Here is a 24,178-nt window from a genome sequence, read left to right as displayed (position 1 = left end):
GAATCTAAAGGAAATCACCGATGCCTGCAACGCCCAACCGATTCCTGCCCCCGGAAAGCGAACTGGATGAACAGTTCATCCTGGCCGGAGGCCCCGGCGGGCAGCATGTCAATCGTACCGAGACCGCCGTGCAACTGCGCTACGACGTTCTCAATTCCGACTTCCTGGCGCAGGCGGTCAAGATTCGGCTGCTGGAACTGGCCGGGCGGCGCGCCGACACCGACGGCGTCATCACCATCGAGGCCAAGAGCCATCGCAGCCAGCACCGCAACCGTGAAGAAGCCCGCGAACGCCTGGCCGAGCTGATCGAGAAGGCGCACCACAAACCGAAGAAGCGGATTCCGACGAAGCCCTCGCGATCCGCCAAGAAACGCTGGAAGAAGAAAAAGCAGCGCCGCAAGGAGATCAAGCGGGCCCGCAAACCGCCGAAAATAGAGGATTAGCACCCTGTTGGCGCGAATTGACGGTGCTTTAACGCTTGAGCTGCACCATACGTTATTCTTCCATTTCAGCGATTTCTAATCCAACGAGAGGCTTCGACCCATGAGCGATCAGACCCGCGCATACGCCGCCCAGGCACCCGATTCGGGGCTGGCGCCCTGGCAGTACGAACCGCGCGCCCCGCGCCCGGACGACGTCTCCATCGAGATTCTCTACTGCGGCGTCTGCCATACCGACATCCATTTCGTCGAGAACGACTGGGGCATGACCGAATATCCCGTCGTACCCGGCCACGAGATCGTCGGCCGCGTGACCGGCGTTGGCCGCGACGTGAAGAACTACAAGGAAGGCGACCTGGTCGGTGTGGGCTGCCTGGTCGATTCCTGCCGCGAGTGCGCCTGCTGCGAGGACGGCCTGGAGCAGTACTGTACCGGGGGCAACGTGCCGACCTACAACGGCAAGGACCGCTATGACGGCTCGACGACCTACGGCGGATATTCCGAACACATCCGGGTCGCCGAACGCTTCGTCGTACGCATCCCCGAAAAGCTCGACCCGGCCGCCGCCGCACCGATCCTGTGCGCCGGCATCACCACTTATTCGCCGTTGCGCTACGTCGACGTCCAGCCCGGCGACCGCGTCGGCGTGGTCGGCATGGGCGGCCTGGGCCATATGGGCATCAAGTTCGCCAAGGCGATGGGCGCGGAAGTCACGCTGTTCACCCGCTCTGAAGCCAAGGTTGAAGAAGCCAGGCGCAACGGCGCGCACAACGTCGTCATCAGCGCCGACGACGAACAGATGGCGGCGGCCGCCGGGTCGCTCGACTACATCCTCGACACCGTTCCGGTCGAACACGACCTCAATCCCTACATGAGCTGCCTGGACGTCGACGGCGCCTACCTGCTGGTGGGCCAGCTCACGCCGGTCAACCCGCCGCTGGATGTCGGCCAGATGATCTTCACGCGCCGGGCGCTGATCGGTTCGCTGATCGGCGGCCTGCCCGAAACGCAGGAAGTGCTCGACTTCTGTGCCGACAACGACATCAGCTGCGATATCGAGATGCTCGACATCCGGAACATCAACGAAGCCTACGAACGGATGAAGAAGGGCGACGTGCGCTATCGCTTCGTCATCGACATGAAGACGCTCAGGCAGGCCTGAGCGCGTCGATCATAAGCAAATCGAATCGCGGCGTTCGCTGTTGTCGATTGCATTGCACGGCGCGCTCTGACATCTTCTAGCGCCCGCTGGCTACATTGAAGGAGACGCTCTTGAGAAGCCTTTCACACGGACTGGCAGCAATCCTGCTGCTGGTCGCAATTCCGTCTGCCGTGACGGCGCAGACTCGCGCCTTCGTCGGCGCAAGGATCATCCCGATCGACGGCGATCCGATCAACAACGGTGCACTGGTTGTCGTCGATGGCGCAATCGAAGCCGTCGGCGCCCGCGACGACATAAGCATTCCCGAAGGCGCGGAAGTCGTCGAGCTCGAATCGGATTCGGTGATCATGCCCGGCATCGTGGATACGCACAGCCACGTCGGCGACGTTTCGGGCGGCGACCGCTCCGGCCCGATCCAGCCCGAAGCGCGGGCCATGGACTCGGTCAACGTGCTCAGCTCGGGCATGAAGCGCGCGCTGTCGGGCGGCATCACCAGCGTCAACATCATGCCCGGCTCGGGTCACCTGATCAGCGGGCAGACGGTCTATCTCAAGCTGCGCGAGGGCAACGCCATCACCGACCTGGCCTACCGCTTCGAAGATGGCGGCATCGCCGGCGGCATGAAGATGGCCAACGGGACCAACCCGATGCGCCAGCCGCCCTTCCCGGGCACCCGTGCGAAGTCCGCCGCCCTGGTGCGCGCCGAATACATCAAGGCGCAGGAGTACGCTGAGAAAGTGGCCAGTGCCGAAGCAGGCGAAGCGCCGCCGCGCGACCTGGGGCTCGAAGCCCTGGCCGAGGTCCTGAGCGGCAAGCGCATGGTCCACTTCCACAGCCATCGCCACGACGACCTGATGACCGCCATGCGCCTGAAGGAAGAGTTCGACTTCCGCATGGTGCTGCACCACACCAGCGAAGCCTGGCGCGTTGCCGACGAGATTGCCGCGGCCGACGTGCCGGTGTCGCTGATCCTGATCGACAGCCCGGGCGGCAAGCTCGAAGCGAAGAACATGCTGGCGCGGTCCGCTCCCGCCCTGGAGCGCGCCGGCGCCGACGTGGCCCTGCACACCGACGATTGGGTGACCGACTCGCGCTATTTCCTGCGCATGGCCGGCATGGCCATCCGCGCGGGCCTGTCGCGCGAAGCCGCGCTCGAAGCCCTGACCATCCGCGGCGCTGAGATGCTCGACATCGCCGACCAAGTGGGCACACTGACTCCGGGCAAGGATGCCGACTTCGTGATCCTCTCCGGCGACCCGTTCAGCGTCTACACCCGCGTGCTCGAAACCTGGGTGGAGGGCGAGCGCCGCTTCGACCTGGACGACGAAGACGACCGCCTGGTCGCCGAGGGCGGCTTTAACGCGCTGAGCGACGACGACGGCAACGGCCACATCCACGGCCATGGAGGTACGGAATGAAAACGATGAAGAAGACCCTGACCGTACTGGCCCTGCTGGCCGCCGCCGGGCCCGCCCTGGCGCAGGACATCGCCGTGCGCGCCGGCAAGCTCTACACCGCACCCGGCGAGATGATCGAAGACGGCGTGGTGGTCATCGAGGACGGCAAGATCGCGGCCGTCGGCCCCGCCGACTCGACCGACATCCCCGAGGGCATGCTGGTGCTCGATGCCGCCGTGGCCACGCCCGGCCTGATCGACGCACGCTCGACCGTGGGCCTGTCGGGCTACCTCAACCAGCCCCACGACCAGGACCAGCTCGAGCGCTCGGCCGCCATCCAGCCGGAGCTGCGCGCCATCGACGCCTACAACCCGCTCGAGAAGCTGGTGAGCTGGCAACGCGAGCACGGCGTGACCACCCTGCACACCGGCCACGGGCCGGGCGAGGTGATCTCCGGTCAGATGCTGATCGCCAAGAGCACCGGCGACACTGTCGACGAGGCCGTGGTGCGGCCCTATTCGGCCCTGGCCGCCACCCTGGGCGAAGGCGCCACGCGCCACGAGCGCTCCTCGCCGGGCAATCGTTCCAAGGCCGTCGCCATGCTGCGCGGCAAACTGATCGCCGCGCAGGAATACCGCGACAAACTCGAATCGGCCGAGGAAGGCAAGTCGCCGGCGCGCGACCTGGCAATGGACGCGCTGGTCGACGTGCTCTCCGGCGAGGTGCCGCTGATCATCGAGGCACACCGCCACAGCGACATCATGACCGCGCTCAGGCTGGCCGACGAGTTCGACTTCCGGCTGATCCTGGCCGGCGCCAGCGACGCCCACCTGCTCATCGACGAGATCAGGGCCGCCGACGTGCCGGTGATCATCCACCCGACCATGGCGCGCGCCCGCGCCGGCGGCGACACCCAGCACATGGCCTTCACCACCGCCGCCGAGCTGATGGACGCCGGCATCGAAGTCGCGATGCAGTCGGGCTTCGAAGGCTACGTACCCAAGACGCGCGTGGTGCTGTTCGAAGCGGCCATGACGATTCCCTACGGCGCCAGCTTCGACCAGGCGCTGGAGATGGTCACCATGGCGCCGGCCAGAATCCTGGGCCTGTCCGACGAAGTCGGCTCGCTGGAAGTCGGCAAGGACGGCGACGTCGCGCTGTTCGACGGCGACCCGTTCGAGTACACCACGAACGTCACCGGCACCGTCATCGAGGGGCGCCGGGTCAGTGAAGTCCGGCGCTAGAGCCGGATCGTCCCGACCAGGAAGTCCACCGCGGGGCCGGCGAGCTTCACGCGCTCGCCGGCCAACCGGCAGCGAACGGTACCGCCGCGGGCGGATACCTGGCGGGCGAGCAACTCATCGCGGCCAAGCCGCTCGGCCCAGTAGGGCACCATCTGGCAATGGGCGGACCCGGTCACCGGGTCCTCGTCCACGCGCAGCCTGGGATAGAAGCAGCGGCTGACAAAGTCCACCTCGTCGCCGGGGGCCGTGGCGATAACGCCGCGGCCGGGCATGCGCGCGAGCGCCCGGAAGTCCGGGGACAGGGAACGGATCTCGGCTTCGCTGCCGAAGACCACCATGCAATCGCCGCCCTCGAAGACCTGGCGCGGCTTTGCACCCAGCGCCTCGGCCATGTCCGAGGGAATGCCGATCTCACGGCTGGCCGCGGCCGGAAAATCCAGTTCAAGGCCCGCGTCGCATCGACGCACCTTCAGTTCCCCGCTGCGGCTGTCGAACACCACCTCGTCACCGCCGTAGCCGAGGTGCTCGAAAAGCACATGGGCGGTGGCCAGCGTGGCATGGCCGCACAGGTCGACCTCCGCCTCGGGCGTGAACCATCGCAGCGAGTAGCCGGACCCTTCGGGCACGAAGAAGGCCGTCTCGGAGAGGTTGTTCTCGCTGGCGATCGCCAGCAGCACAGCGTCGTCGAGCCACTCGTCCAACGGCACGACCGCCGCGGGGTTGCCCTCGAAGACTTTCTCGGCGAACGCATCCACCTGGAATAACCGGAGCTTCATGTGGCGGGTTCATCCTCGCTTGGGGAAGTGGGCCCTGCATTATGCGACACTTCGACTTACTGCAACGACATCCGTGAGGACAGCGGTGAACGACGCCACCGACGAAGCGCTCAGCGACGAACAACCCTACTCGTCCGACCGCTATGCACGCCTGGTGCTCAACCTGGGCCGTGCACTGCTTCACGTCGGCTCGCCGGCGCATCGCCTGGAGTCGTCGATGCAGATCATGGCCGAGCGCCTGGGCCTGCAGGCAGAGTTCTTCTCCACGCCCACCGCGCTGATCGTTTCCCTGGGCGACGGCGACAAGCAGCAGACCTTTCTCGCACGCTCCGATCCGGGATCGGCCAATCTCTCGAAGCTGGCCGACCTCACCGAGGTCATGGAGGATCTCAACGAGGGCCGCATCGACCCGCAGCAGGCCGACGAGCGAGTGCGCGCCATCGACGCGGCCCCGCCGCTGTATGGGGCCTGGCTGCAGGTGCTGGCCTTCGTTCTCATCGGCGGCGGCGTCGCTTCGCTGCTGGGCGGCGGCTGGCGCGAGTCCCTGATGGCCGCACCGCTGGGCGCGGTGGCCGGCGGGAGCATCTGGTGGATGCAGCAACACGTCGAGCGCTCTCGCCTGATCATGCCGATGGTCGCCATGCTCATCACCTTCCTGGGTTCGCTCTGGTGCGGCTTCGACGGCCGCACCGCCTTGATGCCGGCGATCCTCGCCGCCATGATCCCCCTGCTTCCCGGCATGGATCTCACCACGGCCGCCCGCGAGCTTTCGACCGGTCACCTGGTATCGGGATCATCACGACTTTCCTTCTCGGTGACCGTCTTTGCCCTGCTGGCCTTTGGCCTGGTGCTGGGCGGCATGGCCGGCCAGGCCGTGGTCGGACCGGTCGCTTTGACCGAGGCGTCTTTTCGACCCGCCTGGCTACCGCTGGTCGGACTCGTCAGCGCCGCCGCCGGCCTGATGATGCTCATCCAGGCGCACATGCGCGACTGGTTCTGGATCCTGATGGTTTCATTCATCGCCTGGATGGGCAGCGGCCTGGGCGGCTGGCTCGAAGCGCCCATCGTCGGCGCCTTTGTCGGCGGGCTTGCCGTCGGCCTTGCGGGAAACCTCTTCGTGCTGCTGTCCCGCCGCCCCTCCTCGATCCTGCACATTCCAGGCCTGATCCTGCTGGTTCCGGGAAGTATCGGCCTGAGGAGCCTGGCGACGCTCCTGCAGGACAACGTCGTCGCGGGCGTCGAAACGGCCATTCTCGCCGGCATCATCGCCGTGGCCCTGACCACGGGCATGATTCTGGCCAGCGTGCTGCTTCCTCCGCGCAACCTCCTTTAGGCCTCGCTTCGCGGGGGAATGGCAAGGCGCCCCCGTTTTACGTATGCTGAGTCTCGGGTTCCACTTAGACGCGGGAGGGCGCAGGTGGCGAGACAGGAGAGCGAGTCGGGTTTCCGGCCCGCACCAAGAGGGGTTTCAGTTCTTCCATTCACGAAGGGGCTTTTCATCGCCTTCGCAGGCGCGTTCGCGCTGTTGAGCACCCCGCTTCCGGCCCAGTCGCCCACGCTCCCGCTTGATTCGGACACGGTCCGGGTCGGCATCTATCAGAACAGCCCCAAGGTCGGTCTCGGTCCAAGCGGCCAACCGCAGGGCATTTTCATCGACCTGGTCGAAGCGATCGCCGAACGCGAAGGCTGGCAACTCGAATACGTCCCGGGCACCTGGCAGCAAGGGCTGGACCGGCTGACCACCGGCAGCATCGACCTGATGCCGGATGTGGCCCTCACCGCAGAGCGCGCCGGACTGTTCGCTTTCCATGAGGAACCCGCACTTTCCAGCTGGCACCAGGTCTACGCCCCGGTAGGCAGCGCCATCCGCTCCATCCTGGACCTGGACCGAAAACGCGTCGCCGTGCTCGAGGGTTCGATCCAGCAAAGCCAACTCGACAACATGGTCAGCGGCTTCGGCATCACGCTGGATACGATGCCCTACCCCGACTTCGCTGCCGCCTTCGAGGCGGTGCGCGCCGGTCGCGCCGACGCAGTGATCACCAACCGCTTTTTCGGGGAACACAACGCAGCGAAATTTGGCCTTGAAGATACCTCGGTGATCTTCTCTCCCTCGCGACTGTACTTCGCCGCGCCGTTAGTCGGCCGCCAGGGTTTGCTCGACGCCATCGACCGTCACCTGGTCGAATTCAAGCAGGATCCCCAATCACCCTGGTATCGCAGCCTGGAACGCTGGACCAGCGGCCCGCCAATGACCACCTGGCCCGACTGGCTGCCCTGGGCGGCCGCCGCCGTGTTCGTCATGCTCACTGGTGGCCTCGTGCTAGTGCTCGTCTTGCGCAACCAGGTGCGCGCACGTACACGGCAGGTCTATGAACAGGCGCGGCATCACACGCGTGAGCTCGAACGCCGCGTGAATTCGCGCACCCGGGAGCTGCGCGAGACCTCGGCGTTCTTCCAGTCCCTGATCGACCATATTCCCAGCCTCATCTATTACAAGGACACCGAGTTGCGTTTCACCGGCTGCAACCGGGCTTACGAACGCGCCTTCGGTCTCAGCCGTGACGACATTGCCGGCAAGTGCGTGACCGAACTCGACTACCTGCCCCGTTCGCAACGCGAGGACTTCGAGCTGGAGCAGCGCCGCCTGCTCGAACTGGGCGGATCGATCAATCGGGAGATCACGCTGGATTTCGCCGATGGCACACGCCACCAGATGCTCTACTCTGCCGCCCGCATCCAGGGACCCGAACAGTCACCACTGGGGATCGTCGGACTGCTGGTCGACATCACGGTGCAAAAGCGCGTCGAGGCCGAACTGGCCGTCGCACGTGACCGGGCCGAGGCCGCCGATCGCGTCAAGTCGGCGTTCCTGGCAACCATGAGCCATGAGTTGCGTACGCCGCTCAACTCCATCATCGGGTTCACGGGCATCCTGCTGCAGGAACTGGCCGGTCCGCTCAACGGGGAGCAGACCAAGCAGCTCGAGATGGTGCGAAACAGCTCTCAGCACCTGCTCACGCTCATCAACGACGTGCTCGACATCTCGCGAATCGAGGCCGGAGAGATGACCCTGGCCGTGGAGGCCTTCGACGTCAGCGCCTCAGTGGAGAAGGTGGTGGACATCGTTCGCCCGCTGGCGGAGCGCAAGGGCATCTCTCTCGACGTCGAGCACCGCGCTGATCCCGGCCGGCGACTGGGCGATGCGCGCCGATTCGAGCAGATCCTGTTCAACCTCATCGGTAACGCCGTGAAGTTCACCGAATCGGGCTCGGTGGATGTCGGAATCGACATGGCGCAGGAAGGAGAGCAGAATCCGGTAATCGTCACGATTCGAGATTCCGGCGTCGGCATTCGCGAAGAAGACATGCGCAATCTGTTTCTTCCCTTTCGCCAGATCGATTCCACGCTTTCGCGCAAGCATGAAGGCACCGGGCTCGGACTGGTAATCTGCAAGCGCCTGACCGAGCTGATGAACGGCGACATCGAAGTATCGAGTCGCTGGGGAGTGGGGACGACATTCGTCCTGCGGCTGCCGCTGGAAGAAGCCAGGACCGGAGAACCAGCATGAGGGGAAAGATCCTGCTCATCGAGGACAACGAACAGAACGCCTACCTGGTCAACTACCTGCTGGGCGCACGGCAGTGGCAGGTCATATCGGCGTCCGACGGACCATCCGGACTGAGGCTCGCGGACGAGGAAGCACCGGACCTGATCCTGCTCGACATTCAATTGCCGGGCATGGACGGCTACGAAGTGGCTCGCCGGTTGAAGTCCAGGCAGGCCCTCGCTGACACGCCCATCGTCGCGGTTACCTCCTATGCCATGCCGGGCGATCGAGAGAATTGCCTGGCGGCCGGATGCACCGGCTACATCGAGAAGCCCATCGATCCCGCGAGATTTGCCGACGAAGTCGAGCAGTTTCTGGAGAAATCTGAATGAGACGGGCCCTGATCGTCGACGATCACGAAGAGAACCGCTACTTGCTGCGGTCGCTGCTGAGCGCCAACGGCTTCGAGATCAGCGAAGCCGAGAACGGAGCACTTGCGCTGGATCGTGCCAGGCGAGAACCGCCCGACATCGTCATCAGCGACCTGCTGATGCCGACCATGGACGGCTACACCCTGCTTCGGGAATGGAAGGCGGATCGCAACCTCTCGGCCATTCCGTTTATCGTCTACACGGCCACCTACACCCAGTCGGAGGACGAACGGCTGGCGCGCGACCTGGGCGCCGACGCTTTCCTGATCAAACCGACCGAACCCGAGGTATTCCTGAAGCGGATCGAGGCCGTGCTCGATCAGGCGGGAAGTCAATCGGTCAAGGTCCGGGAGCCGCGAACGAGCGGCCCGGAAGCCGAGCGGCGCTACAGCCAGGCGCTGGTTCGAAAGCTGGAGGACCGCAGCGCAGAGCTGGCCCGTCGCGTCGAGGAACTGCAGTCGGCCAAGGCCCAGATCGAGCGACTCAACCGACTCTACTCCGCCCTGAGCGCCATCAACCAGTTGATCGTGCACACGCGCCACCAGCAGGACTTGCTGGAGGGAGCCTGCCGCATCGCGGTCGAGCGCGGTGGTTTCACGCTCGCCTGGGTGGGCCTGCTGACAGCAGACGGCCGGACCATCGAAGTGGCTGCCCGGCACGGTGGCGACGAGGGCATTTTCGACCAGGTCGGCACCTTCACGCTCGAACAACCCTTCAGGACGCCGGTGGAGATCGCCGTCGGGGAGAACCGGGTCTTCCTCAGCAATGACCTGCTCGCCGAGGCCAGGCTGGCCGAACTCCATCCCGTTTTCGAGCGGTTTCAGCTGAAGTCCGCGGCCGCCTGCCCGCTCCATGCCAACGGCCAACTGCGCGGCGCCCTGTGCCTGTACGCCGCCGAGACCGGCTTCTTCGACGCTCCCCTGACCGATCTCATCGGGGAGGTCAGCAGCGACATCTCCTATGCGATGGACAACTACCACCGCGAGTCGCTGCACCAGGCGGCCGAAGCAAGCCTGAAGTCGGCCGAGGAGTTCAATCGGCTAAGCCGACGCGCAATCGAAGCGTCTCCCAACGGCGTGATGATCACTGCGGCAACGCCCGAGGCACCGATCATCTACGTCAACGCCGCCTTCGAAAGGATTACAGGCTTCAGCCGGGAAGAGGCGATGGGGCGCAATCCGCGCTTCCTCTATGGCGAAGACCGGGATCAGCGCGGCCTGAGCGCGATCCGAAGCGCCATAAGGAATCAACGTGAAGGCGAAGCCGTCATCCGCTACTACCGCAAGGACGGCACACTGTTCTGGAACGAGCTGACTCTCGCGCCCGTACTTGACGAAGAGGGGGTCGTTACTCACTTCGTGAGCATCATCAACGACATCACCGAGAGAAAGCAGTACGAAGAGCAGCTCGAGAAACAGTACAGCCAGGACACGCTCACCGAACTGGCCAGCCGCAACTTGCTTCGGGACCGGACCGAACAGGCCATCACGGCGGCGCGTTACGACAAGAGCCGCGTCGCGCTGCTGTTCATCGACCTCGATCAGTTCAAACGGATCAACGACAGCCTGGGTCGTTCGGCGGGCGACGAAGTGTTGCGCGAGGCCGGGAACCGCCTCCGGTCCGCCATCGGGCCGCGCGAGACGGCCGCCAGGCTCAGCGGCGATGAATTCGTCGTGATGGTGCAGGACATCGAGGACGCCGGCGACCTGCCCGGCGCCGCCCGATCGATTCTCGAATCACTGGAGAAACCGTTCCACGTCGCCGGCCGGGAGATGAACATCTCGGCCAGCATCGGGATCAGCGTATTTCCCGACAATGGCGAAGACTACGACACCCTGCTGCGCAACGCCGACATCGCCATGTACCGTGCCAAGCAGATGGGCGCCAACCAGTTCCGCTACTACACCGAAGACATGAACGCCTCGGCCCTGAGGCGAATCGACATGGAGTCGCGCCTGCGTCGGGCCGTGGAAAACCGGGACATGCAGCTGTTCTACCAGCCCGTCATCTCGCTCGAAACCAACCGGGTGGTGGGCGCCGAAGCCCTGCTGCGATGGCACGATAACGAGAAATGGATCGGACCCGACGACTTCATCCCCCTGGCCGAGGAAACGGGGCTGATCATTCCCCTGGGTAAATGGGTACTCGAGGAAGCGACCCGGCAAGTTCGAACCTGGCTGGATGATGGCATCGACCTCCGAGTCGCCATCAACCTCTCTGCCCGCCAGTTCCGCGACCCGCAACTGGGCGAGCATATTGTCCATGCCCTTGACCGCTCAGGCGCCCCGGCCGACCGCCTGCGCCTGGAGATCACCGAGTCGGTGGTGATGGACAGCGCTGAGGAAGCCGCGCGCATTCTGGGAAAACTGCAGTCTCTGGGGCTGGAAATTTCCATCGACGACTTCGGAACAGGTTACTCCTCCCTCGCCTATCTGCGGCGATTCCCGATCGATCAGTTCAAGATCGACCGCTCGTTCATCCAGGAGCTCGGGCGGCACAACGAAAGCGAGGCCATCGTGATCGCGATCATCCGCCTGGCCCGGAGCCTGGGGCTCGGAACGGTGGCCGAGGGCGTTGAAACTGAATCCCAGCGCGACTATCTTTCCCGGGCCGGTTGCGACCTGGTGCAGGGTTTCTTCTACAGCAAACCGCTTCCGGCCGAAGACTTCGCCCGCTGGTTTGCCGACTACAGCAAGGACAATAACGACAAAGAATGAGCATCGACATCCGAAAGCCGCACTCGATGAGCCTCGAGGACGCGCAACAGGTCGCCGACGACCTGGCTTCCGATCTTGCCGATAAGTTCAGCATCGAGTACGGATGGGACGGAGACACCATCGTATTCGAGCGCCCCGGCGTGCACGGCGAAATCGACGTGGACGAAGAAGCCGTCCACGTCCGGGCCAAGCTGGCCTTCCTGTTCACCTACCTTCAGCCGGCCGTGGAGAAGGAAATCAACCGCTATCTGGACGAACACTTCGCCTGATGTGCGCGGCTGCGCTCCTACTCCAACTCGGAAAGATACGTCTTTCCCCGAGCCATCAAATGCCGGAACGCATCGGCGTCGTCGCTTTCGATGGCGTGGATCAGGGTCTGAACGGCCTGTAGCAGCACCTCCCGGACGCCGTCGCCGTGGCGGTTCAGCGACTGGATCTCGAAGTAGAGGTCGGGGCTCTCACCGGCAACACCGCGGGCGATGGCGAGCTGGCGGTCGAAGGTGGTGCTCGACAACCGTGCCAGGCGCTCGGCCGGTACGCCGCTGTCGGCCAGGGCGGTGAAGAAAACGATGCTCAGCGCGTGCGACAGGCCCAGTACCGGCGCCATCAGTTGATCGTGCTCGTCCAGGTCGATGACGACTACCTCCGCCAGGGTGTCGGCGAAAAGCGAGCGCGCCGCCTCGACGGCTTCCGCATTGCCGACATCCATCAGCAGGACGTGTTTCTCGGACAAAAGCTGGGTATCGGGTCCGAACATCGGGTGCACCGAGCAGACCCGCAGGCCCGCCTCGGCAGCCGACCTGAGCGCCGGCGCAAGCGGGCTTTTGAGCGAGCCGATGTCGAAGACCAGCGCGTTCGACGTGCGCTGGGCGAGTTCGCCGAGAATCGCGGCTGAGACCCTCAGCGGTGCGGTGACGGCGATGATCGCCACGTCGGCGGGCGCCTCGCGCCAGTCGGCGAAGCGGGATGCGCCATCGGTCTCCACCGCCGGGTCGGCGACAATCACGTCGAAGCCCTGGCCGTCCAGGAAGGCGGCCAGCCAGCGACCCATCCGCCCCGCGCCGCCGATAACCAGCGCCCGCTTGCCGTGCCCGTGCCGGGCCAGCTGCAGTCGTTCCCTTTCCTGGCGGGTCAACGAGGCTTCGATCAGGCGCTGGAACAGGTCCTCGGCCAGCGCGGGATCCAGCCCCCTGGATTCGGCCGCCCTGCGCACGCCATCGAGGACCTCACGCTCTCGCTTGAAGTCGCGCAGTTGCCGGCCATGGCACTTCTTGAGCCGGCCGATGTCGGAAACCAGCTCCTGGCGCCGGCCGGCCAGCTCGATCAAGTCGGCATCGACGCCGTCGAGCTCCTTGCGCAGGGCCGCGAGACGGGCCTGGAGTTCGCGCTCGTCCACCGATCAGGCGCGGCCCATGAACTCGCCGCTTTCGGTATTGACGCGAACCTTCTCGCCCGGCGTGATGTAGTCGGGCACCTGGATCTCCAGGCCGGTCTCCAGCGTGGCCGGCTTGTTCGATTTGGTCGCCGTCGCACCCTTCATCACCGGCGCCGTGTCGGTCACGTCCAGAACCACCGACTGGGGCAACTGGATGGCCACCGGCGTGTCGTCGATGATCAGCACGTAGATGCCGTCGAGGCCGTCGGTGATGTAGTCGGCGGCTTCGCCCACGGCTTCGGCATCCACCAGGTACTGGCTGAAGTCCTCGCTGTCCATGAACACGAACTGGTTGCCGTCGCGATAGGAAAACTCGCTCTGGCGGCGCACGAGGTCAGCGTCCTTGAGGACGTCGTCGCCCTTCAGGGTGACTTCCTTGCGGTCGCCGCCCGGAATGGCCTGCAGCTTGAAGCGGTAGAGCGTGCCGCCGCCGCGAGCGGTGGGCGCCGAACGTTCGATGTTTCGGACCGCGAACACGCCGCCGTCGTGCTCGACGACCTGACCGCGCTTGATTTCATTGACCCTGGGCATTCTGCCTCCAAGTGATCTTTTTGCCGGCAATCGGCCGCAAAGCATACTGCAAATGCCGTCTGTCGGGGCAAGGCCGCCGTCGGCACGGCGCGAGCGCCCGAGCCGGTGCCCGCCGTCCGCGCCTGTGCTATGTTGCACGGTCTACGGGGAGGGTCGGCTCCGGCCGGCAAGTCAAGGGACAACAGGTTGAAGATTCTCGTCGTCGATCACTCGAAGGTGTTTCGCGCGATCTGGCAGCGCCTGATGAAGCGTGCCGGACACGAACCCCTGATGTGCGACGACGGCGAATCGGGGCTGGCGCGCATCGAGCGCGAACGCGTCGACATGATCTGCGTTTCCCTTTCCCTTCCGGACACCGACGGTATCGAATTCACCCGGCAAGTTCGCAGGATGGCGCACGGCCACGATGTGCCCGTCATCCTCCTGACTTCGGTCGAAGACAAGCAGGTTCGCCGCAGGGCCTTCGAGGCAGGCGTGACCGACATCCACGCCAAGACCGACATCCAGCAGTTGTTCAACCGCGCCAGGCGCTTCATCCGCGACGGCGAGACCGATTCGGATCCACCGTCCGGTTGTGTGTTGTACGTCGAGGACAGCCGGACAGTCAGCCGCATCATGATCCACCTCCTCGCCAAGATGAACCTGGAAGTCGATCATTTCCGCAGCGCATCCGACGCCTGGGAAGCCTTCGACGAAGAGCGCCACGACCTGGTCATCAGCGACATCCTGGTCGAGGGCGAGATGAGCGGGATTGCGCTGGTCAATCGCCTTCGCGAACGCTATCCGGACAAGACTCGCCTGCCCATCCTGGCAATGTCAGGCATGGAGGATCCCGTGCGTCGGGTCGAACTGTTCCGGCTCGGCGTCAACGACTTCATCAACAAACCGGTCATCATCGAGGAAGCTCGGGCGCGTATCAGCAACCTGATCGTCAACAAGCAGCTGTTCGACCAGGTGCAGCAGCAGCGCCGGCAACTCTACGACCTGGCCATGACCGATCCGTTGACCGGCCTGCACAACCGCAATGCGCTGAGCGATTTCACGCGCCAGCAAGACAGCCAGTGCGGCGACTCCGACGGCCTGGGACTGATCCTGATCGACATCGATCACTTCAAGCAGATCAACGACCGCCACGGCCACCTGGTTGGCGACGAGGTGCTGAGCCAGGTCGGCGACCTGCTGACCAAGTCCTGCCGCGACGAGGACTTCGCCGTTCGCTTCGGCGGAGAAGAGCTCCTCCTGGTCCTGCCGGGCTGCCCCCTCGAAGCGGCAACGCGGCGCGCGGAAGAACTCCGCCTCGCGCTCGAGGTCCTCGAGCCGGCGGGTCTGCACGTCACGGCCAGCATGGGCGTCAGCGCGGTCGGACCGCGGCAGAACATCGAGCTGGACGCGGTGATCCGCCTGGCCGACCGGGCCGTCTATCGGGCCAAGTCCCAGGGACGCAACCAGGTCGTAAGCATCCCCGCCGACGGCTCCGGCGACGATGACGATACCCTGTCGCTCACGGGAAGCGACTCCTAGTCCGATACGCCGGGAGAGGCTCGTGTCAAGCAACCGCGGAATTCTCAAGCGCAGCCTGGTCGTCAGCCTGGTGACGGTCCTTGGCGTGGCGGCGGCAGCCTGGTTCGGCGGACCGAGCTGGCTGGACGATTCGGTCATGCCCTACGAGGGCAAGGTCGGGTTTCCGGGCCTCGACGAGCCCGTGGAAATCCTGTTCGACGATCGCGGCATTCCGCGCGTCTATGCCCGGACGGACGCCGACGCCATGCGCGCCCTCGGCTGGCTGCACGCCGGCGAGCGACTCTTCCAACTCGAACTGATCCGCCGCATGGCCCGCGGCGAACTCTCGGCAATGATCGGGGAAGCGGCCGTCGAGCTCGACATCCTGCACCGCTCCTACGGCTTCGCCCGCCGCGTCGCGGAGGAGCGCCCCGAGCTCGACGCCGAAACGGCCGCCCTCCTCGACGCCTACGTCGACGGCATCAACCGACACATCGACGCGGCCGACCGCCTGCCGCCCGGCCTGCTCATGCTCGGCGTCGAACCCGAGCCCTGGAGCCGCGAGGATGTCCTGACCATCGCCTATTACCAGACCTTCTACCCGACCACCCTGGTGCAACGCCTCAGCGAAGCCTGGCATGCGCTGACCGACCGCCACGGCCAACCCGCCGCCGACTGGCTCAGCGAGCTGCCCGACTGGACGCGGGCGACGCTGCCCCGGCAATCGATCACCCAGGCCTCGAACACCTGGGTCGTCGCGCCCTCGAAGTCGGAAAGCGGCGCGGCCCTGCACGCCTCCGACCCTCACCTGGACATCGACCGCGCACCGGGCATGTGGTACGCGGTGGGCCTGCATTCGGCCGAGACGCTCGATGTCGTCGGCGTGACCGCCCCGGGCCTGCCCTTCGTCGCCATGGGCCACAACGGCCGGATTGCCTGGGCCTTCACAGTGGCGCCGGTGGACGTGTTCGAAACCTACCGCCAGCCGCGGCACCCGGACGATCCACAGCGGGTGCGCGGCCCGAACGGCTGGCAGAAGATGATCGCCCGCGAGGAGTCCATCGAGATTCGCGGCCGCGAGAAGCCGCTCGAGCGCGAGTTCTTCTACACCCCGATGGGGCGCGTCATCGACAAGGAAGACGGCCATGTGCTGGTCATGCGCTGGGCCGGTTTCGAACTGCCGCTGGCCGACGTCGTCTCCAACGGTCTGGCGCTCAACCGCGCCGGCGACTTCGAGACGTTTCGTCACGCCGCGACCCGGATGGGAGCGCTGTCGGTCAACTGGAGTTACTCCGACCGCGGCGGCAATATCGGCTACGTCCAGTCGACGCCGATCCCGGTTCGCCGGCACCAGCGGTTCTTCAGCGTGCTCGACGCAACCGACCCGATCAATGACTGGGACGGCTTCCATCCGCCCGAGGACCGTCCCTGGGCACTCAACCCGGACCAGGGCTGGCTGGCCAACTCCAACAACCACGCCGCCGGCAACGACTGGCCCTATCCCATCCCGGGCTTCTACAAGCATTTGCGCATGCGCCGCATCAGCGACTACCTGTCGGGGCAAGCCAGTTTCGATCGAGAAGACATGCGTCGCTTCCAGCTCAGCCAGACCTCCGACCGGGCACTGAGCTGGCGCGACTGGCTGGCCGAGGTCGCCGAAGACTCCGGCCGCAGGGCAATCGCCTCGGAACTGCGGCGCTGGGACGGCACGATGCGCGCCGATAGCGACATGGCGGGCCTGTTCCAGCTCTGGTGGCACTACCTGGCGCGCGCCGTCTTCGAGGCGGAACAGGACGATCGCGTCGCCGAGTGGTGGGAAATGCGCCCCCTGCTCGACAACTGGACGCACTCGGCTCCCGAGGAGGCCTTTCCGGCCGGCATCGATCGCGATCGCGCGGCCTTGCAGGCACTCGAGGACGCCCTGATGATCGGCATCCACCCGCTCGGACGCATCCAGGCGCTGTCCATCGCCCATCCCATGGCGAACAATCCGCTGCTCGATACCTGGCTGGATCTCTCCCGTGGCCCGGTAGCGCGCGGCGGTGACGCCGGCTCGCTCAACGTCAGCTATGTCAGCTTCGACCCGGAAGCCGGCAGCCTGCGCGTGCGGGCCGGCGCGTCGATGCGCTACGTGATGGACTGGGCCGATCCCGACGCGTTCACGCTCAACCTCACCTTCGGCCAGTCGGGCAACCCCTTCAGCCCGCATTTCGATGACTTCTTCTCGGATTTCCTGACCGGCGAGCCCTGGACGGTGCCCTGGTCGCGGGACGCGGTCGAGCGGCAAGCCGCCAGCCGGCTGGTGCTCGAACCCTGAAGTCCCCGAAACCGGTCAACGGCCTTCCCCTTCAATTCGGGCGCGATCCGGGCTAGTCTGCGCGCATGGCCAGACAGTACACCTTCGTCATCCTGCTGATCGCTTTCGCGGTGATCGGCCTGGTCGGGCTGCTGTGGCCGCCGGTCTGGTGGTCGCTGCTCGTGATCGCGCCGCTGCTGGCGCTCGGTATCCGTGATGCCATGCAGACCAGGCACACCGTGCTGCGCAATTTCCCGATCATCGGGCACTTTCGCTACCTGATCGAGCACATCCGGCCCGAGATCCAGCAATACCTGGTCGAGAGCAACCTGGATGCCTACCCGGTGGAGCGGGAGTACCGTTCGCTGATCTATCAACGCGCCAAGGGAGACCTGGAAACGCGGCCCTTCGGGACGCACCGCGACGTCTACCGACCCGGCTACGAGTGGGCCGCGCACTGCACCGTTCCCGCGCCGCAGCTGGACGAAGAGCCCCGCATCGACATCGGCGGCAAGGACTGCAAGCAGCCTTACTCGTCCTCGCTGCTCAACATCTCGGCGATGAGTTTCGGGTCGCTTTCGTCCAACGCCATTCTCGCCCTCAACGGCGGCGCCAGGGCCGGCGGCTTCGCGCACAACACCGGCGAGGGCGGCGTGTCGCGCTACCACCTCGAGCACGGCGGCGACCTGATCTGGCAGATCGGGAGCGGCTACTTCGGCTGCCGCACGCCGGAGGGCCGGTTCAACCCGGAGCGCTTCGAGGAGGTCGCTGCCGGCGAGAGCATCCGGATGATCGAAGTCAAGCTCTCACAGGGCGCCAAGCCCGGCGCCGGAGGCATCCTGCCCGCGCCCAAGGTCAACCGCGAGATCGCCGAGGCACGCGAGGTAGCGGTGGGAGAAGCCTGCATCTCACCGCCGGCCCACAGCGCGTTTTCCACGCCGGTGGAGCTGATGGAGTTCATCGGCAAGCTGCGCGAACTGTCCGGCGGCAAGCCGGTGGGCATGAAATTCTGCATGGGGCGCATCAGCGATTTCCTGGCCATCTGCCGGGCCATGCTGGATACCGGCATCCGGCCGGACTTCATCACCGTCGACGGCGGCGAAGGCGGCACGGGTGCGGCTCCGCTGGAGTTCTCCAACTCCCTGGGCATGCCCAAGCGCGATGCGCTCGTCGTGGTCCACGACATTCTCACCGGCACCAATCTCAGGGACGACATCCGCATCATCTGCAGCGGAAAGATCCTCAGCGCCTTCCACATGATCCGCTCGTTCGCGCTCGGCGCCGACGGCTGCAACAGTGCGCGAGCCATGATGTTCGCCCTGGGTTGCATCCAGTCGCTGAGGTGCAACAGCAACACCTGCCCCACCGGCGTGACCACACAGGATCCGGCGCTGCGGCGCGGCCTGGTCGTGGAAGAGAAGATTCCGCGCGTGCAGCGCTACCACCAGCGCACCATCGAGGCGCTCATCAAGATGCTCTCGGCGATGGGACTGAATCATCCCGACGAAGTCATGCCCCACCACATCTATCGCCGATCGGGCGACCTGAAAGTCGCCAGTTTTGCCGAGCTCTACGAATTTCTCGAGCCAGGACAATTGCTCGACGAGGGCAACGGCCACGGCCTGTTCAGCGAGGCCTGGAAGAGCGCGCGGTCCGATCGCTGGACGTGAACCCGGGTTCGGGATTTGGGGCTTGGGTCAGGTTGGTGCCGCGGGACCCCCAAGACACCCGACAGCACCAACCGACCCCGTGCCCCCAACGCTAGACGCGCCGGAACGAAAGAACCAAAGAACGAATGAACGAATGAACGAAGCAGCGAACGAACGAAAGGGCGTCAGCCCTCAAGCACCTCGAACTTCAAACCGGCATGCTCACGCAGACGCTTTAGCAGCTTTTCGCCGAGCGCCGTGGAAGGAGTCCACATGCCGCCCGGCCGTTCGTCAGCGCCGAGATCCAGGGCCAGGGCAAGCGCCGTCTCGCCGAGCATCTTCGAAGTCGAGCCGTAGCCCGGATCGCGGTCACCGCTGACGGCCACCCGCAGCGATTGGTCGCCGCCGTCATTGCGACCGTCGATGACGATCTTGAAGAATCCCGCTTCGCGCGCTTCGGCCGAAGGTCCTTCGCCGGGCTTGGGCAGCACCATCTTCTTCAGCAGCGCCCGCGTCGGACCCAGTGCGGCCCCCAAGGCGAAGGCGCCCATGCCCAGCGACACCATCGTCGCCTTCATGCGCCCGGAGAAACCCCGACCGGTCATCACGGCCTCGTCGTAGCGAAACTCCCGGCCGTAGGAAAACCCGGAAAGGGCGTTGGCCTTGAACACGACCCGGGTGTTGATGGCGGCCATCACGAACGGTGCGGTCCAGACTTCGAATACCGGGTCGTACAGGGCTGAGGAGACGTAGGGCTGGCGCTCGCCCTCGCGCGCATCGGGCGGACACAGTGCGTACGGGTTCTTCAGTACCCGGGCGACTTCCTTGTCGCGGCGCGCTTCTTCGACGATGTTGAGCATCGAGGCGTAGGTACCGCCGCTGAGGCCGCCCTTTGCCGCCTTCACACGCATGCGAACCCGTTCGAGCGACTGACCGAGGCGTTCTTGCGCCTCCCGCTGCAGGAACCAAACGCCCATGTCAGAGGGAATCGAGTCGAAGCCGCAGCAATGGACGATGCGCGCCCCGCTCTTCGCGGCGGCATCGCCATGCTGGTCGAGCATCCGGCGCATCCAGGGCACTTCGCCGGAAAGGTCGCAGTAATCGGTGCCGTTGGCCGCGCAGGCGGCCACCAGGTCCGACCCGTGCAGCGCGTACGGCCCCACCGTGGTGCAGACCACGCGGGTGCGATTCACCATTTCGTCCAGCGAGCCCCGGTCGTGGCTGTCGGCCACGATCAGCGGCAGGCCGGCGGCCGTCTCGCCGAGCTCGATGCGGATCTTCTCGAGCTTTTCCCGACTGCGCCCGGCCAGAGCCCACTTGAGCTGCCCGCCCACGCCGTGGCGCCGCACCAGATGCTCGGCCACGAGGCGGCCGGTAAAGCCGGTCGCCCCCATCAGGACGATGTCGAATTCGCGCTCGCTCATGCTGTCCCCGTTCCCTGAGAGTTCAGCATGAAGATATCACGCCGCCTGTCAGGAAATGTGCTCGTCCAGACCCAGGTCCAGGCAGTTTGCCGAATGCGTCAACGCCCCGATCGAGATGATGTCGACGCCGGTCGCGGCGATTGCGCCGATGGTATCGAGCGAAACGTTGCCGGAGGCCTCGAGCGTCACGCCGCGCCCCTTGCAGCGCATCACGGCCTGCCTGAGGTCGGCGTTGCCGAAATTATCGAGCAGGATGCCGTCGGCGCCGGCGTCGAGCGCTTCGTCGAGTTGTTCGAGGCGGTCGATCTCCGTGGCGACGCGTACCATGTGACCGGCATAGGCACGTGCCCGACGCACCGCTTCGCCGACGCTGCCGGCCACAGCCACATGGTTGTCCTTGATGAGGATGGCGTCGTCGAGTCCGAATCGGTGGCGGACCCCGCCCCCGGCAGCGACGGCCTGCAGCTCGAGTGCGCGCAGGCCGGGGGTCGTCTTTCGGGTGTGGGCGACGCCCGCCCCGCTTCCCGCCACGGCATCGACGTATCGACGCGTCAGGCTGGCAATCCCGCTCAGCCGCCCGAGAAAATTCAGCGCCGTGCGCTCCGCGCCGAGGATCGCGCCCGCCGGCCCGGCGAGTTCCGCGATCACCGACCCGGGTTCGAGCGGGTCACCGTCAACCTCGCGCCATTCGATTTCGATGTGCGGATCGATCTGGAAGAAGGTCTCGGCCGCGGGTTCGACACCGGCCAGGACGCCGGCGTGCCTTGCAACGATCCGGAACCGGCCTTCGGCCGCCTCCGGCACCGTAGCCAGGGTCGTGATGTCGCCGCGGCCGCCGAGGTCCTCGGCAAGGGCGCGGGCGACAACGTCGCGAATCAGGTATCGCGGCAGTGCGTTGTTCATGATCGTTCACTTCCCGTGGTGCGTTCGGTGCGGGCCGAGGCGGCGTCCTCCAGAGTCAGGCGGCTGCTTCGGGCCTCCGCGGCCGGTTCAGGATAATCGGTTCGAAAGTGCGCGCCGCGGCTCTCCCTCCGCTTGAGGGCCGCCAGGGCGATCAGCCTGGCGGCGACGAGCGCATCGGAGAGGCCATCCTTGCGCTCCAGGTCCTCGATGACGTCGAGCAGGCGTACCAGCCCATTCTCGTCCCGCTCGACACCGGCATGGGCATTCATCGCCGACCGCAACCGATCGAGCGACTCGCGCGGCAGAGCGACCGAACGCCCCGGCTCGGCCGACCGCAACGCCTGGTCTGTGGCATTCGCCAGCACCTGCCCCGCCCGGGCACCCATGACCAGGGCCTCGGCCAACGAGTTCGAAGCCAGGCGGTTGGCTCCGTGGGCGCCGGTGCAGCTGACTTCACCGACAGCGAACAGGCCGCGAATGCCGGTGCTGCCGTCGAGATCGGCGGCGATTCCGCCCATGTGGTAGTGCGCCGCCGGCGCAACGGGAATGGGCTCGCGGCGCGGATCGATGCCCGCCGCCATGCAGGCCCGGAAAACCGCCTGGAACGTCTCGGGAAAGGCGGCGCCCACCGCTTCCCGGGCATCCAGGTAGGCGCCCGCTCCCGACTGCACCTGGCGGTGGACGGCGCGGGCCACGACGTCCCGCGGAGCCAGTTCGGCGTCGGGATGCAGCGCCGGCATGAAGCGCTTCCCCCGGCGATCGATCAGCACCGCGCCTTCGCCGCGCAAGGCTTCGGTAGCCAACGGGGCGGGATTGCGGCCGATGTCGATGGCGGTGGGGTGGAACTGGACGAACTCCGCGTCGCGCACGACCGCCCCCAGGCGGGTCGCCCAGGCCAGACCCTGACCCTGGTTGCCGGGCGGATTCGTGGTCAGGGCGTAGAGACCGCCCAGGCCGCCGGTTGCCAGCACCGTGGCGCGCGCGGAAAGCTTCTCGCACCGGCCGCCGCCGGCGTCGACGACAACACCGGCACATCCTCCGCCTGCTGCGGGCACCAGGCCGAGTACCGACGCATGCTCCCGAACGGTCACGTGATCGGCACGCTCGACGGCGGAGATCAGGGCATTGATGATCGCCGTCCCGGCCCGGTCGCCGCCCACGCGGGCGACGCGCGCGCGACTGTGAGCGGCCTCGCGCGAGAGGGCCCAGCGACCGTCTTCGTGATGCTCGAAGCCAACGCCCAGGCGCTCGAGCGCGCGGACCTGGTCGACCGAACCGGTGGCCAGCCGGCGGGCCACGGCCGCATCGACCAGACCGGCACCGGCAGCGACCGTGTCGGCCGCGTGCTGCCCGGGGTCGTCATCCTCACCGAGTGCGGCGGCAATCCCGCCCTGGGCCCACTCCGTTGCGGACTGGCGTCCGAAAGCCCCGGAAGTGAGCATCAGAACGGGTGCAGGGGCGGCGTGCAGCGCCGTCCAGAGGCCGGCGATGCCGGAGCCGACCACGATGATCGGCCGCGAAGACACCGGACTCAGACGCTGACGTAGTCGGCCCGCCGCTCGGGCTTCGACGTGTCGAAGGCCGGCGGCCTGCCGCCGCCGGACAGGTCGAGCATGGCCTGCAGGCTGGCGCGGGCGCGAACGGCCACGTCTGAGGGCACTTCGATCTCGAAGCGCATGCCGCGCAGCGATTCGTAGATTTTCGCGAGCGTGATGCGCTTCATGTGCGGACAGAGGTTGCACGGCCGGATGAACCGCGTGCCGGGATTGGCCACCGCCACGTTGTCGCTCATCGAGCACTCGGTGATGAGAATGGCCTTTTTCGGGTGGTGCTCGGCAACGAATGCCGACATCGCGCCCGTGGAGCCGGCAAAGTCGGCAGCTCGCAACACCTCGGGCGGGCACTCGGGATGGGTGATGATCATGGCGTCCGGGTGCTCGGCCCGAAGTTGCTCGATTTCGGCCCGGGTGAATTTCTCGTGCACCTCGCAATCACCCTTCCAGGTCAGGATGCGAAGCTCGGTCTGGCTGGCGACGTTCTTCGCCAGGTACTCGTCGGGAATCATGATCACCGTGTCGCTTCCCCACTGGCGCGCGATGGCCTCGACCACCGGCACGGCGTTGGACGACGTGCAACAGATATCGGACTCGGCCTTTACCTCGGCGGAGGTGTTGACGTAGGTGACGATCGGGTAGTCGGGGTAAGCAGCGCGTATCCGGCGCACATCCTCGCCAGTAATCGAGGCTGCCAGCGAACAGCCGGCCTCCAGGTCGGGAATCAGCACCGTCTTCTCCGGCGACAGGATCTTGGCGGTCTCGGCCATGAAATGCACGCCAGCCTGCACGATGACGTCCTGTTCGGCCTCGGCGGCCACCTGCGCCAGGCGGAGCGAGTCGCCGGTGATGTCGCCGACGCAGTTGAAGATTTCCGGCGTCATGTAGTTGTGCGCCAGGATGACTGCATTGCGCTCGGCCTTGAGCCGGTTGATGGCGTCGATCAGGGGTGCGTGCAGGGGCCATTCCGCCTCCGGCACGACGTCGCGCACGCGCTCATGGAGAATGTCGGTTCGCTCGCGGACGCCCTCGTCGTAGACGAGCGCATCGGCGGAAGGCAGGGGCTGGTTGTTCGAAAGGGACATCTTCGGGGCAGATTCGGTTGACCGGAAGGGCGCTATGGTACTCGCCTGATCCCTGATTTGGAGTGCGCACCGTCAATTTCCAAGT

At 65.9% G+C, this 24,178-nt stretch carries 19 protein-coding genes; 12 read left to right on the top strand and 7 right to left on the bottom strand.

Features of this window, described 5'->3' with window-relative positions:
• The first annotated feature begins 20 nt into the window (after positions 1-20).
• The 4 genes from arfB to DZC52_RS12620 all read left to right on the top strand — a co-directional run bounded on the left by arfB (position 21) and on the right by DZC52_RS12620 (position 4,243).
• Positions 21-443 carry an alternative ribosome rescue aminoacyl-tRNA hydrolase ArfB gene (gene arfB, locus DZC52_RS12635; protein ID WP_116651511.1) on the top strand — a complete coding sequence of 141 codons (423 nt, stop codon included), beginning with the start codon at positions 21-23 and terminating at the stop codon, positions 441-443.
• A 100-nt stretch (positions 444-543) separates the two neighbouring features.
• A complete protein-coding gene (locus tag DZC52_RS12630) occupies positions 544-1,602 on the top strand; it encodes an NAD(P)-dependent alcohol dehydrogenase (RefSeq protein WP_116651510.1) in 1,059 nt (352 codons plus the stop codon).
• Positions 1,603-1,712: 110 nt separating this feature from the next.
• Complete coding sequence (locus tag DZC52_RS12625; RefSeq protein ID WP_116651568.1) at positions 1,713-3,020, top strand: amidohydrolase family protein; 1,308 nt, start codon at positions 1,713-1,715, stop codon at positions 3,018-3,020.
• Positions 3,017-4,243: an amidohydrolase family protein gene (locus tag DZC52_RS12620; protein ID WP_116651509.1), complete on the top strand. Its 1,227-nt coding sequence runs from the start codon at positions 3,017-3,019 to the stop codon at positions 4,241-4,243. The genes DZC52_RS12625 and DZC52_RS12620 overlap by 4 nt, the downstream gene beginning before the upstream one ends.
• Here DZC52_RS12620 and DZC52_RS12615 read toward each other — a convergent pair.
• Positions 4,240-5,019: a PhzF family phenazine biosynthesis protein gene (locus DZC52_RS12615; RefSeq protein ID WP_116651508.1), complete on the bottom strand. Its 780-nt coding sequence runs from the start codon at positions 5,017-5,019 to the stop codon at positions 4,240-4,242. The two genes, DZC52_RS12620 and DZC52_RS12615, sit on opposite strands and share 4 nt — an antisense overlap.
• 85 nt (positions 5,020-5,104) lie before the next feature.
• On the opposite strand from DZC52_RS12615, the gene DZC52_RS12610 reads away from it, so the two are divergent.
• The 5 genes from DZC52_RS12610 (at position 5,105) to DZC52_RS12590 (ending at position 11,986) form a co-directional block, all read left to right on the top strand.
• Positions 5,105-6,352 (top strand): threonine/serine exporter family protein, encoded by a 1,248-nt coding sequence (locus DZC52_RS12610; protein WP_181918944.1) that lies wholly within the window; start codon positions 5,105-5,107, stop codon positions 6,350-6,352.
• A 192-nt stretch (positions 6,353-6,544) separates the two neighbouring features.
• Positions 6,545-8,590 carry a hybrid sensor histidine kinase/response regulator gene (locus tag DZC52_RS12605; protein ID WP_181918943.1) on the top strand — a complete coding sequence of 682 codons (2,046 nt, stop codon included), beginning with the start codon at positions 6,545-6,547 and terminating at the stop codon, positions 8,588-8,590.
• Positions 8,587-8,961, top strand: coding sequence for a response regulator (locus DZC52_RS12600; protein WP_116651505.1), 375 nt, complete (start codon positions 8,587-8,589; stop codon positions 8,959-8,961). The genes DZC52_RS12605 and DZC52_RS12600 overlap by 4 nt, the downstream gene beginning before the upstream one ends.
• A complete protein-coding gene (locus tag DZC52_RS12595) occupies positions 8,958-11,717 on the top strand; it encodes an EAL domain-containing protein (protein ID WP_116651504.1) in 2,760 nt (919 codons plus the stop codon). Before DZC52_RS12600 ends, DZC52_RS12595 begins: the two co-directional genes overlap by 4 nt.
• Positions 11,714-11,986 (top strand): polyhydroxyalkanoic acid system family protein, encoded by a 273-nt coding sequence (locus DZC52_RS12590; RefSeq protein WP_116651503.1) that lies wholly within the window; start codon positions 11,714-11,716, stop codon positions 11,984-11,986. Before DZC52_RS12595 ends, DZC52_RS12590 begins: the two co-directional genes overlap by 4 nt.
• A gap of 17 nt (positions 11,987-12,003) precedes the next feature.
• Here the strand turns inward: DZC52_RS12590 and DZC52_RS12585 are convergent, their stop codons facing one another.
• Positions 12,004-13,113, bottom strand: a complete 1,110-nt coding sequence (locus DZC52_RS12585) for a prephenate dehydrogenase/arogenate dehydrogenase family protein (RefSeq protein WP_116651502.1) — start codon at positions 13,111-13,113, stop codon at positions 12,004-12,006.
• A gap of 3 nt (positions 13,114-13,116) precedes the next feature.
• Positions 13,117-13,683 (bottom strand): elongation factor P-like protein EfpL, encoded by a 567-nt coding sequence (efpL, locus tag DZC52_RS12580; protein ID WP_116651501.1) that lies wholly within the window; start codon positions 13,681-13,683, stop codon positions 13,117-13,119.
• A 186-nt stretch (positions 13,684-13,869) separates the two neighbouring features.
• On the opposite strand from efpL, the gene DZC52_RS12575 reads away from it, so the two are divergent.
• The 3 genes from DZC52_RS12575 (at position 13,870) to DZC52_RS12565 (ending at position 19,149) form a co-directional block, all read left to right on the top strand.
• On the top strand, positions 13,870-15,204 hold the full coding sequence (locus tag DZC52_RS12575) for a diguanylate cyclase (RefSeq protein WP_116651500.1): 1,335 nt from the start codon (positions 13,870-13,872) through the stop codon (positions 15,202-15,204).
• 22 nt (positions 15,205-15,226) lie between these two features.
• Positions 15,227-17,500 carry a penicillin acylase family protein gene (locus DZC52_RS12570; protein ID WP_181918942.1) on the top strand — a complete coding sequence of 758 codons (2,274 nt, stop codon included), beginning with the start codon at positions 15,227-15,229 and terminating at the stop codon, positions 17,498-17,500.
• A gap of 65 nt (positions 17,501-17,565) precedes the next feature.
• A complete protein-coding gene (locus DZC52_RS12565) occupies positions 17,566-19,149 on the top strand; it encodes an FMN-binding glutamate synthase family protein (protein WP_116651498.1) in 1,584 nt (527 codons plus the stop codon).
• 164 nt (positions 19,150-19,313) lie between these two features.
• Here the strand turns inward: DZC52_RS12565 and DZC52_RS12560 are convergent, their stop codons facing one another.
• The 4 genes from DZC52_RS12560 to nadA are packed head-to-tail and all read right to left on the bottom strand — an operon-like array spanning position 19,314 to position 24,093.
• The gene (locus tag DZC52_RS12560) at positions 19,314-20,552 is read right to left on the bottom strand and encodes a saccharopine dehydrogenase family protein (RefSeq protein ID WP_116651497.1); all 1,239 of its coding nucleotides are present in this window, start codon (positions 20,550-20,552) and stop codon (positions 19,314-19,316) included.
• A gap of 48 nt (positions 20,553-20,600) precedes the next feature.
• Positions 20,601-21,455: a carboxylating nicotinate-nucleotide diphosphorylase gene (gene nadC, locus DZC52_RS12555; protein WP_116651496.1), complete on the bottom strand. Its 855-nt coding sequence runs from the start codon at positions 21,453-21,455 to the stop codon at positions 20,601-20,603.
• A complete protein-coding gene (locus DZC52_RS12550; RefSeq protein WP_220338370.1) occupies positions 21,452-22,981 on the bottom strand; it encodes an L-aspartate oxidase in 1,530 nt (509 codons plus the stop codon). Before DZC52_RS12550 ends, nadC begins: the two co-directional genes overlap by 4 nt.
• 5 nt (positions 22,982-22,986) lie before the next feature.
• Positions 22,987-24,093 carry a quinolinate synthase NadA gene (gene nadA / locus DZC52_RS12545; RefSeq protein WP_116651495.1) on the bottom strand — a complete coding sequence of 369 codons (1,107 nt, stop codon included), beginning with the start codon at positions 24,091-24,093 and terminating at the stop codon, positions 22,987-22,989.
• Positions 24,094-24,178 lie beyond the last annotated feature (85 nt).

Source organism: Wenzhouxiangella sediminis (assembly GCF_003410055.1).
In the GTDB taxonomy this organism is placed as follows: domain Bacteria; phylum Pseudomonadota; class Gammaproteobacteria; order Xanthomonadales; family Wenzhouxiangellaceae; genus Wenzhouxiangella; species Wenzhouxiangella sediminis.
Note: the sequence above shows the minus strand (reverse complement) of the source record. Positions and strands in the feature narration are given on the sequence as shown.